Here is a 14,190-nt window from a genome sequence, read left to right on the forward strand (position 1 = left end):
GCAGGACCCCTGCTCTGTCACTTCCAGTGCAGACCAATCCCGTGCAGACCAAGAAATTCTCCGAGAGGAAAGCACCATGAAGGTCGTAGTGATCGGTGGAACCGGGCTCATCGGCTCGAAGCTCGTCGGCAAGCTCGAGGAGCACGGGCACGAGGCGGTCGCAGCCGCGCCGAACACCGGTGTCAACACGCTGACGGGCGAGGGTCTCGCCGAGGTCCTGAAGGACGCGTCGGTCGTGGTCGACGTGTCCAACTCCCCTTCGTGGGAGGACGACGCCGTCATGAAGTTCTTCCGCACCTCCACGGAAAACCTGCTCAACGCGGAGGCCGAGGCCGGCGTGACGCATCATGTCGCCCTGTCCGTGGTCGGCACCGACCGCCTCCAGGAGAGCGGGTACTTCCGGGCCAAGCAGGCCCAGGAAGAGCTGATCAAGGCGTCCGGCATGCCCTACTCCCTCGTCCACGCCACCCAGTTCTTCGAGTTCATCAAGGGGATTGCGGACATCTCGACCGAGGGCGACACGGTGCGGCTGGCCCCCGCCAAGTTCCAGCCGATCTACTCCGACGACGTGGCAGCGGCCGTCGGCCGTACCGCGGTCGGCGATCCCGTCAACGGCACGGTGGAGATCGCGGGCCCCGACGTGTTCCAGCTCGACGAGCTCATCCGCGAGACGCTCGCCGCCCAGAACGACCCCCGCACGGTCGTCACCGACCCGCACGCCCCTTACTCGGGCGCCGAGTTGGAGGAAACCACGCTCCTGCCGGGTCCGGACGCGCACCTCACCGGGACCAGGCTGTCCGACTGGCTCGCGAAGCAGCAGTAGGTCCTGCTCCTGCTACGTGGCCCCTGCCCGGGAGATGCCGTATGGCGGGTATGGATGACGCGGTCCCGATCGCGGAGTTGCTCGACGAACGGCGGCATCTGCTGCATCTCGCGTACTGGATGCTCGGGAGCAGCCGTGCGGCGGAGAGCGTCATCGACGAGACCTACCGACGGTGGTTCGAGCTGCCGGAGCAGGCCCGGGCACGGATCGCGGCGCCGCGGTCGTGGCTGGCGGGCGTCGCCGGGAGTATCTGCCTGACGTGGCCGGCCCTGCCCGAACCGGACAGGGCCGGCGCGGTGGCCCACCTCGTGCGCCGGACCGAATCGCGTGGTGCCGGGTCGCGTGGTGCCGAACCGCAGGGTGCCGAACCGGCCGCCCTGGCCAGGCACAGTCTGCGGGCCCGGCACGCGCGTCCCACGCCGGCCCGGCAGCACGACACGGTGGCGCGTGCGGTGCATCTGGCCTGCGTGACGCACGACGAAGGACTCCTGACGTCTCTCCTCGCGGCCGATGCCACGGCCTTCTTCGACGGCGGCGGCAAGGTGCGGACGCTGATCAATCCGGTACACGGCAATACCCACGTGGCCCGCACCCTGCTGACCCTGCTGGCCCGACATCCACGAACCACCTTGTGCCCCGGCCCCGTCAACGGACGGACCGGTCTGGTGGTGCGCTACGGCCCTCACGTCGCCGCCGTCATCAGCCTCGACGTCGCCGGGCCTCACGTCGTCCAGGTGTGGGGCACCCTCAACCCCGACAAGCTCCGCACCTGGAACCGCCCCTCACCCCGCACGTAACGGCCGTCCGCATCACCGGCACTGCCGGGCGGTGTTGATGCACCGGACCATCTTGTTCATCAGCCGCTCGTCGAAGACGTTGACGAAGTCGCCGTGGTCCGTGACCGGCTTGTGCATCTGCTCGGGGAAACCGTCCACCGCGTAGAACGGGCTGGAGCCACCGTTGTCGTTCAGGCTGGGCGCGTCCACGTCGTAGACCAGGCGTTGCACGAGCTGCGGAATGGCCCGGAAGCCGCTCGGGCAGGCGCCGGTGCGCGGATCGGCGTAGGCGACGTGGGTGCGGTGGTTGGCGCTGTCCACGTTCCGGCCGTCCCAGCAGCTCTGGAACTTCGACGTCCGGACCAGGCGGCTGCCCTCGGGACAGATCGGGTACTTGTCCGTCAGCTGACGGTTCTCGAAGCCGGTGCAGCTCCACGCCGCGTTGGCGTTCGCGGTGCCGTTGGTGAACGCCTTGGCGTCACCGGTGATGATCCGCAGGAACTTGGGCATGGCCACCACCTTGCCCCGCGCGTTCCCCACGTAGTCCAGGGTCACCTGCGACGCGGTGAGGATCCTGCCGGTGTTGCCCTCGGCGCCGCCGCCCTGTTGCCCGGCGTCGAACTCCTCGGTGCCGTCCTGCAGCCGGAGGACGGGCCAGTAGTACGACGACTTGTCGCCCTGGTTCCGGCAGGTCGTCTCGCCGTTCGCGAAGTCCTGGTTGTCGGCGAACGCGTCGTTGGCCTGGTTGCCGACGTAGTCGTGGGTGTGATGAGCACCGTTGTCCACACCGGGCGCGACGATGACGTTGTCGGAGTTGTAGAGCTTGTTCTCGTTCACACCGCACTGGGTGGTGAAGGTTCCCCGGGACGCGTTGCGCGCCTTGCGGGGCGCTGTCGCGTTGGGCCGGACCTTGGTGATGTCGACGAAGTCGGCGGCGACGGGGCCGTTCCCTTGCTGTCCGCCGGCACCAGGCTCGCCCTGTCCCTGCTCCTGGCCGCTGTCGGACCCGCGCAACGTGCAGGCGGCCAGTGGCTCAAGGCCCTGCGGCCTGTCCCCCACCCTGTCGATGGCGGTGGCGATCCGCTCGATCGTCGCGGTCCGCTTGTCCTTGAGGGGGCCGAGGACGGCGTTGTTCGCGAAGCCGCTGTCCTGCGCCATCGCCCGGCCCGAATTCCGCAGCTTCTGGTACGCCTCGGAGATCTGGCTGTCCAGCAGGGCGAGTTCCTTGTCGACCTGAGCCCTGGCCCCGGCCGGGGTCTGCTCCAGCCGGCTGCCGACGTCGGGGCAGTCGATGGTCGAGGCCTGCGGGGCCACGGCCTGGCCCGCGCCGCCCTCGGAAGACCGTTTGACGGTGTTGCCGCCGGACGTCTCATGGGCGGAGGCATACACGTTCACGACCACCAGCCCACCCCCTCCGAGCGTGAGGGCCGCCAGGGCGGCAATGACCTTGCCGCTCGTGCTCTTCGTTCGTTTTCGCGCGTTGCGCCGCATGGACCTTCTCCGAACTCTCGTGGTGGGACCATCACCAGAGTTGTCCATGGGGCTGATGTGAAGGAGGAGTTCGGTTGTCGCGTCAGTTTCTCGTAAGAACTCGGGCACAGCAGGCCGGCAACGGTGGTGTCGACCACGCCGGCCATGGTCAGGAGCTGAGGTAGGCGCCCCTCGCAAGGCCTTGCAGGACGCTGTTGGCGGTCGCCTCCGCGGTCAGGTTGGTGGAGTCCAGGACGTGGGCCTCATAGGCGCCCAGGTCGCTGAACTGGTCGTGCAGCGAGCGAATCGGCTCGGGGTCGGTCAAGGCGTCGCCGAGCCGGCTCGTTGCCCGTTCGAGTGTGATGTGTGGGTCCGGCCGAAGGATGACGTAGCTCAGCGGCAGGGCCCGCTCCCGGGCCGTCACGCGGAAGAGATCGATGAACCAGGGGCCGACGATCCCGTCGCAGATCACCTGGTAACCGCCGTCGGCGTAACCGAAGGCCGCCGACGCCAGCACCCGCAGGACCACCTGGTTCTGTCGATGGGCTTGGGGCAGGTAGGGCTCGATCCGGCCCTGCTTGATCCAGCGCCAGAAGTCGTCGCTGTGCAGGTGGACGCTGGGAGTCAGGTGATCGGCCAGCAGTTGCGCCACCGTGCTCTTGCCGGCGCCGGGCGGCCCGGTCAGGACGACGACCTGTCCGCGGTGAGGGCACGTCCGGTTGAGGGGCGGCGCGTTCATGTCGCCACCGTGCCAGGTTCGGCCGGCACACCGCTTTCGAATGTGACTCCCGCTCGGACCCAGGGACCAGGTGCCGTCCGGCTCGGATCGCGACGAGCGGGCCCACGGTACGTCCTGTCTGGTTCCTCTGGGAAGAGGGAGCCTTCTGGATCCTGACAGGCCCATGGGCCCGGTTGTTCGACCGCGTGAAGGGTGACCCGAACGTCGCTCTCGTCGTGGACGAGTGCGATCTCTGTGGGACGCGCGTTCGTGCACTACCTGCACGATGATCCGGGCGAACGGGGCACGACGTGGTTGCGTCTGGTGCCTGCCGCGTTCACCGCGACGGATCTCAGTTACTCCGCGGCGTCGCGACGGTGTTCTCAGCGGTGTCGTTCTTCCGCACCTTGGTGCGGGCCACGCAAGCACAGACTTGCGCGCCGTGACTCGTGTCCACAATGCCCGTATCCTCATCAATGCCAGATTCTTCCGATGAGCGCATGGTCGTAGACGCGGAGTGAGGCGAGGCGTGGTTCGGTCCGACGACGAACCGATGCTGACGGGACGTGCGGCAGGCGGCACAGGACCCGCCGACTTTCGCGAGCGGTTTCTGCAGGGTGAGTCGGTCGCGGCGGGTGTTCGGCCCGCGATCTTGAGTTCCTGGCAGCGTTCCCGGGCCCTCGGCCTGTCGCCGAACCAGTCCGAGCTGCCGTTCCGGGAGGACTTCGAGCCCGACGGCCGGATCGTCCGTGCCGCCGTGCCGGTGCTGGACCGGTTGCGGTCCAGGTTCGACGGCAGCGAGATGAACATCTCCGTCGCCGACGCGAACGGGACGGTTCTGCTGCGCCGTTTCGGCAGGATGTCGCTGGCCAGGAGCCTGCCTGCGATCCAGAGCGTCCCGGGGTTCGTGTTCGCCGAGCGGTTCGCCGGTACCAACGGAATCGGTCTCGCCCTGGCAGAGCGGCAACTTATCCGGGTCTACGGTGCCGAGCACTTCGCCGAGCGCTCCCAGGGCAGCGCCTGCCGCGCGCTTCCCGTGCGCGATCCGCTGAACGGGCGCATCGAGGGCGTGCTGTGCCTGGGCTATCCGCGCAGCGCCGAGGACCCGTCGCTGGACCACGTGATACGCAAGGCTGCCGAGGCCATCGAGCGGCGGCTGCTGCGGCAGAACTCCACGCGGGAGCGCGATCTGCTGCGGGCGTACCTGGCCGCCGGAGCGCAGGCCGTCTCCGGACTTCACCACAGCGTCGCTGTGGACGAGCTGGCCTTGGAGCTGCGCCCCGGCGACCGGGCGATCCTCCTGGAGAAGGCCGCCGAGCTGATCTCCCGCGCCCAGCGGGCCGCCGTCGACGTGGCCCTGCCCGACGGACGGTCGATCACGCTGGTGAGCCGTCCGATGACGAGCGCGTCCGGAGTGGAGGGCTTCGCCATCGAGGCCGTTCTGCCCGGTCCCGCGCCACTCGGGGCCGACGCCATCCCGCACCAGTTCGACGAGCCGCCGGGCTTGTCCACCCTGCCTGCCGCCGCTGCGCCGCCACTGTCCGGGACCGTCGCCGTCGTTGCCGCGCTCGGGGATCCTTCCGCCGTACCGCCGACCGGGCACCCTCCCGACGCGACCCCCGGCTGGAGCGCCCCGGGGGCCGCGGGCATCACAACCGCCGGCCTCGACGGCACGGGGGGCGATCACCACTCCTCCCCGCCCCCGCCCAGAGGGCTCGTACTGGTGGGGGAACCGCAGGTGGGGACGTACGCCCTGGCCGCCCGGCGCCGCCTGGAGCTGCTGTCGGAGGCCGGCACGCGCATCGGCAGCACCCTGGACGTGCGCCGTACCGCCCAGGAGCTCGCCGAGACGGCGGTGCCGCGACTGGCCGACTTCGTCACCATCGACCTGCCCGAGGCCGTCCTGCGCGGCGAGGAGGCCGCCACTCCCCTGGACGTCCTGCACCGCGCGGTGGTCCACGGCATCCGCGACGACTGTCCCTTCAGGTCGGTCGGCCAGACGGTCGAGTACAGCCCGACCACGCCCCAGCTGCGATCACTGACGGACGGACAGGCCGTGCTGGAGCCCGACCTGAACGCCGCCGCGGGCTGGCTCGCACAGGACCCCGAGCACACCGCACGACTGCTGCGCCACGTGCACTCCCTCATCGCCGTTCCCCTGGTCGCGCGGGGCGTCGTCCTGGGCATCGTGAGTTTCTACCGCGCGCAGGACTCCGCCCCCTTCGAGGACGACGACCGCTCACTGGCCCAGGAACTCGCCGTCCGCGCGGCGCTGTCCCTCGACAACGCCCGGTGCTACACCCGCGAACGGACCATGGCCCTTGCTCTCCAGCGCAGCCTGCTCCCGCACGGCCTGCCCGACCACAGCGCCGTCGACGTCGCCCATCGCTACCTGCCCGCCAAGTCCGACGTCGGCGGGGACTGGTACGACGTCATCCCGCTCTCCGGTACGCGCATCGGCCTCTTCGTCGGCGACGTCGTCGGCCACGGCATGCTCTCGGCCGCCACCATGGGACGACTGCGCACCGCCGCACGCAGCTTCGCCGAGCTCGACTTCCCACCGGACGAGGTTTTCGTCCACCTGGACAACCTCGTGAGCCGTCTGGACCGGGAGGACCCGGCCTCCGACGGCGCCGGCATCATCGGCGCGACCTGTCTGTACGCCGTCTACGACCCGACCTCGCAGCGGTGCACCATGGCCCGGGCCGGCCATCCCCCGCCCGCGCTGGTCCACCCCGACGGGACGGTGTCGTTCCCTGAGCTGCCCGCAGGTCCTCCGCTGGGCCTCGGAGGTCTGCCCTTCGAGGCCGCCGACATAGACATGCCCGAGGACAGCCGCCTGATCCTCTACACCGACGGACTCATCGAGGACCGCAAACGGGACGTCGACGCGGTGCTCGACCAGCTGCGCGACACCCTGGCCCACTCGACGCGCACACCCGAGGAGATCTGTCAGGTCGTCCTGGACACCGTCGCGCCCGCCCACCCCTACGACGACATCGCCCTGCTCGTCGCCCGCACCCACGCCCTCGAACCGCATCGGATCGCCGCCTGGGACGTGCCCGCCGACCCGGCCGTCGTCAGCGAGGTCCGCGCCTCGACGACGCGCCAGCTGGCCGATTGGGGGCTCGACGAGGCCGCGTTCGCCGCGGAGCTGCTGCTCAGCGAGCTCGTCACCAACGCCATCCGCCACGCCGCCGGACCGATCCGGGTCCGGCTGCTCCACGACCGCACCCTGATCTGCGAGGTCTCCGACGCCAGCGACACCGCTCCCCACCTGCGCCGCGCCGCGACCACCGACGAGGGCGGCCGAGGGCTCTTCCTGGTCGCGCAGCTGGCACAGAGCTGGGGAACGCGCTATACGCCGGATGGCAAGGTCATCTGGGCCGAGTGCGAGCTGCACGGCGCGTGAGGCGGGCCGATTGATCCACGAGGGATCACACGGGGTAGCAAGGGGTAGCGAGGGGTAGCGAGGATGGGCAAATATCCGCAATTTAGATATACGTCCCATTAGTATCGCTCCTGAAGTCGGGAGGAACCCGCCAGGCCGACCACCGGAGTTGTCCGTGGAACCTCTGGTCCGTGTCCGTGGGCTCGCCAAGCGTTTCGGCGGGACCGTCGCGCTGGCCGGAGTCGACCTCGACGTCCACGCCGGCAGCGTCCTCGCCCTCCTCGGCCCCAACGGAGCCGGTAAGTCCACCCTGATCAAGGTGCTGGCCGGCGTCCATCACGCCGACGCCGGGCAGGTCACGGTGGACGGGCTGCCGCTCGGGAGTCACGACGCCTCCCGCGCCATGTCCTTCATCCACCAGGACCTGGGTCTGGTGGAGTGGATGACCGTCGCCGAGAACATCGCCCTGAGCACCGGGTATCCCCGCCGCGCCGGGCTGATCTCCTGGCCTCGGACCCGAGAGCGCTGTGCCGAGGCCCTGCGGACCGTCGCGGGGCACCTCGACCCGGACGTACCGGTCGGACTGCTCGCCCCGGCGGAGCGTTCACTGGTCGCCATCGCACGGGCCCTCGCGGCGCGGGCGAGGCTCATCGTCCTCGACGAGCCGACCGCGCGCCTGCCCGCCGCGGACTGCGCCCGGCTGTTCCGCGTCCTGCACACCCTGCGCGACCGTGGGCACGGCATCCTCTACGTCACCCACCGCCTGGACGAGGTGTACGAGGTCGCCGACACCTTCGCCGTCCTGCGCGACGGCCGGCTGGTCAGCCAGGGTCCGCTGGCGGGTCACAGCCCCGCCCGCCTCGTGTACGACATCACCGGCGAGGCACCGGCCGACCACCTTCCCGCCCCGGCGCCGGGCAGCGCTCCAGCGGTCCTGACCCTTGACGGCGTACGGACCACCGGTGCGGGACCGGTCGGGCTGGAACTCAGGGCCGGCGAAGTCCTGGGCCTGGTCGGTCTCACGGGCGCCGGACACATGGACCTGGGCCGAGCCGTCGCGGGTGCCCGGCCTCTGCTCGCCGGACGGGCCCTGCTCGGCGGCCGGCCGTACCGTCCGCGCTCGGTCGGCGACGCCGTCCGGCTCGGCGTCGCCCTCGTACCCGGCGACAGACAGGTCGAAGGGTGCCTCCCCGAGTTGACCGTACGGGAGAACCTCTTGGCCAACCCTCGCGCGGGCGGCCTGCCTGCGCCGCACTGGATCGGTCCGCGCCGGGAACGCCACGAGGCCGCCGGCCTGATCGAACGGTTCTCGGTGCGTCCCCGCGACAGCGAGGCCGCCATCGCCACCCTGTCCGGCGGCAATCAGCAGAAGGTCATGATCGGACGGTGGCTCCGGGTGGGGCTGCGTCTGCTCGTCCTGGAGGAGCCGACGGCGAGCGTGGACGTCGGCGCCAAGGCCGCGATCCACCGTCTGCTCGACGAGGCGCTGGCAGCCGGCCTCGCGGTCCTCCTGGTCTCCACCGACTTCGAGGAGGTCGCGGGCGTGTGCCGGCGCGCGCTGGTCTTCGTACGCGGATCCGTGACGGCGGAGCTGAGCGGCCCGTCCCTCACCGTCACCGGGCTCACCCGGGCCGCTTCGGCCATGCCGCCCGCCGACACGGCCACGAACCGGTGAGCGCCTCGCCCTCCTCGCCGGGACCGCGGAGCCGACCCGGCCGCCGGGACGGCCCGAGCCCGACGGCCCGGCTGCGCGGTGGCCGGGGCGGACACCTCGTCGGCGCCTACGGCCTCCTGGCCCTCACCGCCCTCCTCTTCCTGATCTTCTCCCTCACTCTGCCGCGCACCTTCCCCACCCGGGACACCGTCGACTCGATCCTGTCCACCCAGTCGATCCCGGCGGTGCTGGCGCTCGCCGCGATGGTCCCGATCGTGACGGGCGCCTTCGACCTCTCCATCGGCTACGGCCTCGGCCTGGCGCACGTCCTGGTGATGCAGCTCATCGTCAATGAAGGATGGCCCTGGCCACTGGTCTGCCTCACGGTGATCGTCGGAGGCGGTGTCGTCGGCGTCCTCAACGGTGTCATCGTCGAGTTCGGCCGGATCGACTCGTTCATCGCCACGCTCGGGACCGGCAGCATGATGTACGCCGCGACCGGCTGGATCACCGACGGCAGCCGGATCGTCCCCGGCCCGCAGGGTCTCCCGGCCGCCTTCACCGACCTCTACAACTCCACATTCCTCGGCCTTCCGATCCCGGCGTTCTACGTGCTCGCCATCACAGCCGTCCTGTGGCTGGTGCTGGAGCGGCTGCCGCTCGGCCGGTACTTGTATGTCGTCGGGTCGAACCCGCGCGCCGCCGATCTCCTCGGCATCCCGATCCGGAAGTACACGGTGTACGCCTTCGCCACGTCGGGGCTGCTCGTCGGCTTCGCCGGAGTGCTGCTCGCGGCCCAGCAGCAGATCGGCAATCCGAGCGTCGGCCTCGACTATCTGCTGCCCGCCTTCGTCGGCGCCCTGCTCGGCTCCACAGCCATCAAGCCCGGCCGCCCCAACGCCCTGGGCACCCTCGTGGCCGTCGCCGTCCTGGCCGTCGGCCTCACCGGCATCGGCCAGATGGGCGCCGACTTCTGGACCGTCCCGTTGTTCCACGGCGGCACCCTCCTCCTGGCCGTCGGCCTCGCGGGCTACACCGCGCGCCGCCGGCTGCGCACCGGCGCCGCCACGGCACGCGATTCACCCGACGTGCCGACGGAGCCGGCGCCGGGCCCGACGCGGGACGGCGGCACGCGGGACGGCGGCACGCGGGACGGCGGCACAAACGACGGTGCCCCGTGATCCACGCCCTGGTGATCCACGTGCCCGCGATCCACATTCCCGCGATCCCCGTCCCTGGGCAGAACAGCCCCCAGCCGCACACCCCCTCACCCGCCCTCGTCCCCGCATCCTCCGCGAGGAGCTTCCGTGCACCGCACACCGAAGGCAACCCCTGGCACCCTCAGGGCCACGTCCGTGGCCGCTGCCCTGCTTGCCGCGGTAACCGTCCTGGCCGGCTGCGAACGCGGCTCCGAAAACGTGCCGGATGACCCCACCTCCGGCCCGAACGGCTGTCCCACGGCCCACGCGAGGGCCCAGACGGCCGTCGATCGGGCGCGGCGGACGGACGTCCCTTGGAACGGGCCGACCACGGGCCCGACGGCCGTGTCCGGCCGGACCATCGTCTACGTCGCCCAGACCATGACCAACCCCGGAGTGGCGGGCGCCGCCGAGGGTGTGCGGGACGCCGCGGGCGTCATCGGCTGGAACGTCCGGGTGATCGACGGCGGCGGCACCCCGGCTGGCATCCAGGCGGCGATGAGCGAGGCGGGGGCCCTCAGGCCGGCGGGGATCGTCATCGGCGGCTTCGACCCCAACGCGACCTCGCAGCAGGTGACTCGGGCGGCCGCGTCCCGCATTCCGCTCGTCGGCTGGCACGCGGTCGCCGCCCCGGGCCCCAGCCGACGCCCTCCGCTCTTCACGAACATCACCACGAACGTCGAGGAGGTGGCCAGAATCAGCGCGCAATGGGTGATCTCCCAATCCAACGGCAACGCGGGCGCCGTGATCTTCACCGATGCCTCCATCCCCTTCGCCCGGAACAAGTCGGAGCTGATCAGGAAGGAACTCGCCACCTGCTCGGGCGTGCAGCTGCTGTCGTACCAGAACATCCCGATCCCGGACGCGAGCAGCCGCACGCCCCGGGAGGTCTCCTCGCTCCTGTCGCGCTTCCAGGACAGGTGGACCCACTCCGTCGCCATCAACGACCTCTACTTCGCCGACGCCGCACCGGCCTTGCGCGCGGCCGGCGAGAAGGGTTCCGGCCCGCCCTACAACATCGGCGCCGGAGACGGCGACCCCTCGGCCTTCCAGCGCATCAACAACGAGCAGTACCAGTCGGCGACGGTGCCCGAACCGCTGTCCCTCCAGGGCTGGCAGATCATCGACGAGTTCAACCGGGCCTTCTCCGGCCGTCCCGCGAGCGGCTATGTGGCCCCCATCCACATCAGTACGGCCGACAACACCGACGGTGCCACGACGTGGGATCCCTCGGGATACCAGCAGGCGTATCGGAAGATCTGGGGCAAGTAGCCGTGTTCGGCCCTCGCCTCCCTGCGACCCCTGGAGCACGGAGCATCACATGACCAGCACCGCGGACAACGGCCCCCACGTCTCACGGGAGGAGTTCGACGCCCTCTTCGAGACCGTACGCGCATGGGGGCACTGGACCCCCGCCGACCGTGGCGCGTGGAACCGGGTCACGCCCGCACATGTCCGCCGTGCCACCGCACTCGTCCGCAGCGGTACGACGGTGCCGATGGCCCTGCCCTGGAACACGGTGCCCGGCCCGGACAACAGCAAGCCCGCGCTGTTCCACATGTCCGACCTCGGCGACGTGGAGGCGCCCGAGCCGTCCTGCCACAAGGACTTCATCGCCGTCGACTACCACGGCAAGGGCGTCAGCCACCTCGACGCGCTCTCCCACATCGCCTATCGGGGGCAGCTCTATGACGGCCGCACCGCCCGCGAGGTCGTCGACGCCGCCGGCGCCCACTTCGGCGCGGTCTCCTCCCTCGGTCCCCTCGTCACCAGGGGCGTCCTGCTCGACCTGCCCGCCGTCCTCGGCACCGACTGGCTCGAACCCGGCACCGCCGTACACGCCGACGACGTCCTCGCCGCCGAGAACGCGCTCGGCGTGCAGATCGGCGAGGGTGACGCGGTCCTGCTGCGCTCCGGCCACTTCCGGCGCCGCGCCCGACTCGGCCCCTGGAACCCGGACCACGCCAGTGCCGGCCTCCATGTGGACGCCGTGCCCCTGCTTGCCGAACGCGGGATCTCACTGCTCGGTGGCGACGGCGACAGCGACGTTCGGCCCTCTCCGGTCGAGGGGCTGCACTCCCCCGTACACGCCCTCGCCATCACCGCCATGGGAGTACCGCTACTGGACAACCTCGACCTGGAGCCACTGTCCACCGCGTGCGCGACGGAAGGGCGTTACGAGTTCCTGCTCGTCGTGGCACCCCTGAACGTCCCCCACGGCACGGGCTCCCCCGTCAATCCTGTCGCGGTCCTGTGACAACGACTTCGCCGACCCTGTGCAGTCCGCAAGCGTGACCGCAGGCGACCCGGAAACTCAAATGCGGCCGGAACGGAAGGTGTTGGAGGCGCAAGGTTCCCTGCGAAGCACCGCCCGCTCCGGCCTCACGGATACTCCTGCCCTGTAAAAGCGTCCCCATTGGCCTGATGTCGAATTTCGTGGATGCGTGCGCCGCTTGGCGTACCGAAGGGCCCCGCCGGCGATCTTCGGCGGGGCCCTTCGCGTTCAGTGCTGTCTACCTACCAGCGGTACCAGCGACCCTTGCGGCCACCGTGGCCGGCGGGTCGGACCACGAAGCCGAGCAGCCACACCACCAGGACGACGACGGCGATCCACCACAGGGCCTTGAGGGCGAAACCGGCGCCGAAAAGGATCAGCGCGAGAAGCAGAACGACAAGCAGGGGAACCATGAATATCAACCTCCGCACACTCAGGTGCCCCGCCAAATCCCCTTCACGCTCACAGCGTGAACGCATGTTTCCGCGATTCCAGGGAACTCAGATGCGCTGCGAGCGAGCCGCATCCACGGCGTGGCTACAGAAAGCGGCGTATGGGCATGACGGCGACCTCACGCGCTTGCTGCAGCACGGAACGCCGCTTCCAGCGGCCCTTACGGATCAGCGTGGCGGCCTTGAGGTCTCCGTCGAAGTGGCTGTCGAGGGTGGCTGTGAACTCCTGGTCCAGGACGGCGAGCATGATCTCTTCGTCGTGGTCGAGGGAGCGGCGGTTGAAGTTGGTGGAGCCGACCAGGGCGGCGATGCCGTCGATGGTGACGACTTTGGCGTGCATCATCGTCGGCTGGTACTGGTGGATCTCCACGCCGCAGGCGGTGAGGGCGTCGTAGTGGTGCTGGCCGGCCAGTTGGCAGACCCGCTTGTCGGTGTGCGGGCCCGGCAGGAGGATCTCCACCTTGACGCCCCGCCGGGCGGCGGCGCACAGCAGGTCGACGAAGTAGGCGTCTGGTGAGAAGTAGGCGGTGGCCAGCCTGAAGCGGTCCTCGGCCGACTCCAGCATCACGCGGATCAGCGTCTGCATGTCCTGCCAGCCGAAGCTGGCCGACCCGCGCACCACCTGCACCACCGCGCCGCCCTGCGGGCGGTGCGGTACGAACCGGTCGCGCACGTCGAAGAGTTCGTGGTGGCCTTCGGCCCAGTTCTGGGCGAACGCGGCGGCGATGCCGTCCACGGCCGGCCCGCGGACCTCGACGTGGGTGTCGCGCCATTCGTGTTCGTTGCGGGCGTTGCCGCACCACTCCTCGGCGATGCCGACCCCGCCGGTGAAGGCCGTCTGTTCATCGACGACGAGGACCTTGCGGTGGCAGCGGTGGTTCTGCTTGAAAGGCGACAGGAGCAGCGGCTTGCGGAACCAGGCCACCTGCACCCCGGCCCGCTCCATCTCCTCCAGCAGATCCTTCTCGATCAGCCGGCTGCCGAACCCGTCCAGCAGCAGCCGCACCCGCACTCCCGACCGGGCCCGGCCGGCCAGCGCCTGCGCGAACTCCCGGGCGATGTCCCCCTTCCAGTACACGAACGTCATCATGTCCACGGTGTGCTCGGCAGACCGGATGGCCGCCAGCATCGCGGGGAAGATCTCATCTCCGTTACGCAGAGCGGTGAGTGCGTTGCCCTCCGTCGCCGCGATGCCGATCAGCCGCTCCAGCCGGCGGCGTATCCGTGTGGTGCGTTCCTGGACCGAAGCCTCTGCAGCCTCTGCCTGCGCATCGGCGCCGGGGGCGGTCAGCTCTGGCTGGTCCTGTGTACTGGTCATGGCGTCACCTGGCCGGCGCCCGAAAGAGACAGGGGAGCCACGCTGCCCGGTCCGGCGCGGGACGCAGCGAGCAGACTGTACCCCCAGGCATTTCACCCGAGACTCGCGGGCGGC

At 70.2% G+C, this 14,190-nt stretch carries 11 protein-coding genes; 7 read left to right on the top strand and 4 right to left on the bottom strand.

Annotated elements, in window-relative coordinates:
* The first annotated feature begins 76 nt into the window (after nt 1-76).
* The gene (locus ACZ7L5_RS11035; protein ID WP_471516268.1) at nt 77-823 is read left to right on the top strand and encodes an SDR family oxidoreductase; all 747 of its coding nucleotides are present in this window, start codon (nt 77-79) and stop codon (nt 821-823) included.
* A 41-nt stretch (nt 824-864) separates the two neighbouring features.
* The gene (locus ACZ7L5_RS11040) at nt 865-1,620 is read left to right on the top strand and encodes a sigma-70 family RNA polymerase sigma factor family protein (protein WP_471516270.1); all 756 of its coding nucleotides are present in this window, start codon (nt 865-867) and stop codon (nt 1,618-1,620) included.
* A gap of 12 nt (nt 1,621-1,632) precedes the next feature.
* On the opposite strand, the gene ACZ7L5_RS11045 is transcribed toward ACZ7L5_RS11040, so the two are convergent.
* Both ACZ7L5_RS11045 and ACZ7L5_RS11050 read right to left on the bottom strand, forming a co-directional pair.
* Nucleotides 1,633-3,090 (bottom strand): DUF1996 domain-containing protein, encoded by a 1,458-nt coding sequence (locus ACZ7L5_RS11045; RefSeq protein ID WP_471516272.1) that lies wholly within the window; start codon nt 3,088-3,090, stop codon nt 1,633-1,635.
* A 148-nt stretch (nt 3,091-3,238) separates the two neighbouring features.
* On the bottom strand, nt 3,239-3,808 hold the full coding sequence (locus ACZ7L5_RS11050; RefSeq protein ID WP_471516274.1) for an AAA family ATPase: 570 nt from the start codon (nt 3,806-3,808) through the stop codon (nt 3,239-3,241).
* Nucleotides 3,809-4,340: 532 nt separating this feature from the next.
* Here ACZ7L5_RS11050 and ACZ7L5_RS11055 point away from each other — a divergent pair.
* The 5 genes from ACZ7L5_RS11055 to ACZ7L5_RS11075 all read left to right on the top strand — a co-directional run bounded on the left by ACZ7L5_RS11055 (nt 4,341) and on the right by ACZ7L5_RS11075 (nt 12,288).
* Nucleotides 4,341-7,199 carry a SpoIIE family protein phosphatase gene (locus tag ACZ7L5_RS11055; RefSeq protein WP_471516743.1) on the top strand — a complete coding sequence of 953 codons (2,859 nt, stop codon included), beginning with the start codon at nt 4,341-4,343 and terminating at the stop codon, nt 7,197-7,199.
* Between the two features lie 154 nt (nt 7,200-7,353).
* Nucleotides 7,354-8,853, top strand: a complete 1,500-nt coding sequence (locus tag ACZ7L5_RS11060) for a sugar ABC transporter ATP-binding protein (protein ID WP_471516276.1) — start codon at nt 7,354-7,356, stop codon at nt 8,851-8,853.
* Nucleotides 8,850-10,013, top strand: coding sequence for an ABC transporter permease (locus tag ACZ7L5_RS11065; RefSeq protein WP_471516278.1), 1,164 nt, complete (start codon nt 8,850-8,852; stop codon nt 10,011-10,013). The genes ACZ7L5_RS11060 and ACZ7L5_RS11065 overlap by 4 nt, the downstream gene beginning before the upstream one ends.
* A 126-nt stretch (nt 10,014-10,139) precedes the next feature.
* Nucleotides 10,140-11,303 carry a substrate-binding domain-containing protein gene (locus ACZ7L5_RS11070; protein WP_471516279.1) on the top strand — a complete coding sequence of 388 codons (1,164 nt, stop codon included), beginning with the start codon at nt 10,140-10,142 and terminating at the stop codon, nt 11,301-11,303.
* Between the two features lie 49 nt (nt 11,304-11,352).
* Nucleotides 11,353-12,288, top strand: a complete 936-nt coding sequence (locus ACZ7L5_RS11075) for a cyclase family protein (RefSeq protein ID WP_471516281.1) — start codon at nt 11,353-11,355, stop codon at nt 12,286-12,288.
* Between the two features lie 260 nt (nt 12,289-12,548).
* On the opposite strand, the gene ACZ7L5_RS11080 is transcribed toward ACZ7L5_RS11075, so the two are convergent.
* Both ACZ7L5_RS11080 and ACZ7L5_RS11085 read right to left on the bottom strand, forming a co-directional pair.
* Nucleotides 12,549-12,719 (bottom strand): hydrophobic protein, encoded by a 171-nt coding sequence (locus ACZ7L5_RS11080; RefSeq protein WP_363036632.1) that lies wholly within the window; start codon nt 12,717-12,719, stop codon nt 12,549-12,551.
* A 124-nt stretch (nt 12,720-12,843) separates the two neighbouring features.
* The gene (locus ACZ7L5_RS11085; RefSeq protein ID WP_471516283.1) at nt 12,844-14,076 is read right to left on the bottom strand and encodes a phospholipase D-like domain-containing protein; all 1,233 of its coding nucleotides are present in this window, start codon (nt 14,074-14,076) and stop codon (nt 12,844-12,846) included.
* Nucleotides 14,077-14,190 lie beyond the last annotated feature (114 nt).

The sequence above is a fragment of the Streptomyces sp. NPDC107528 genome (genome assembly GCF_055639295.1).

What these genes read in the sequence shown, in the direction of transcription:
- ACZ7L5_RS11035 (WP_471516268.1), top strand. Translation starts at nt 77, where the DNA reads ATGAAGGTCGTAGTGATCGGTGGAACCGGGCTCATCGGCTCGAAGCTC.
- ACZ7L5_RS11040 (WP_471516270.1), top strand. Translation starts at nt 865, where the DNA reads ATGGCGGGTATGGATGACGCGGTCCCGATCGCGGAGTTGCTCGACGAA.
- ACZ7L5_RS11045 (WP_471516272.1), bottom strand. Translation starts at nt 3,090, where the DNA reads ATGCGGCGCAACGCGCGAAAACGAACGAAGAGCACGAGCGGCAAGGTC.
- ACZ7L5_RS11050 (WP_471516274.1), bottom strand. Translation starts at nt 3,808, where the DNA reads ATGAACGCGCCGCCCCTCAACCGGACGTGCCCTCACCGCGGACAGGTC.
- ACZ7L5_RS11055 (WP_471516743.1), top strand. Translation starts at nt 4,341, where the DNA reads ATGCTGACGGGACGTGCGGCAGGCGGCACAGGACCCGCCGACTTTCGC.
- ACZ7L5_RS11075 (WP_471516281.1), top strand. Translation starts at nt 11,353, where the DNA reads ATGACCAGCACCGCGGACAACGGCCCCCACGTCTCACGGGAGGAGTTC.
- ACZ7L5_RS11080 (WP_363036632.1), bottom strand. Translation starts at nt 12,719, where the DNA reads ATGGTTCCCCTGCTTGTCGTTCTGCTTCTCGCGCTGATCCTTTTCGGC.
- ACZ7L5_RS11085 (WP_471516283.1), bottom strand. Translation starts at nt 14,076, where the DNA reads ATGACCAGTACACAGGACCAGCCAGAGCTGACCGCCCCCGGCGCCGAT.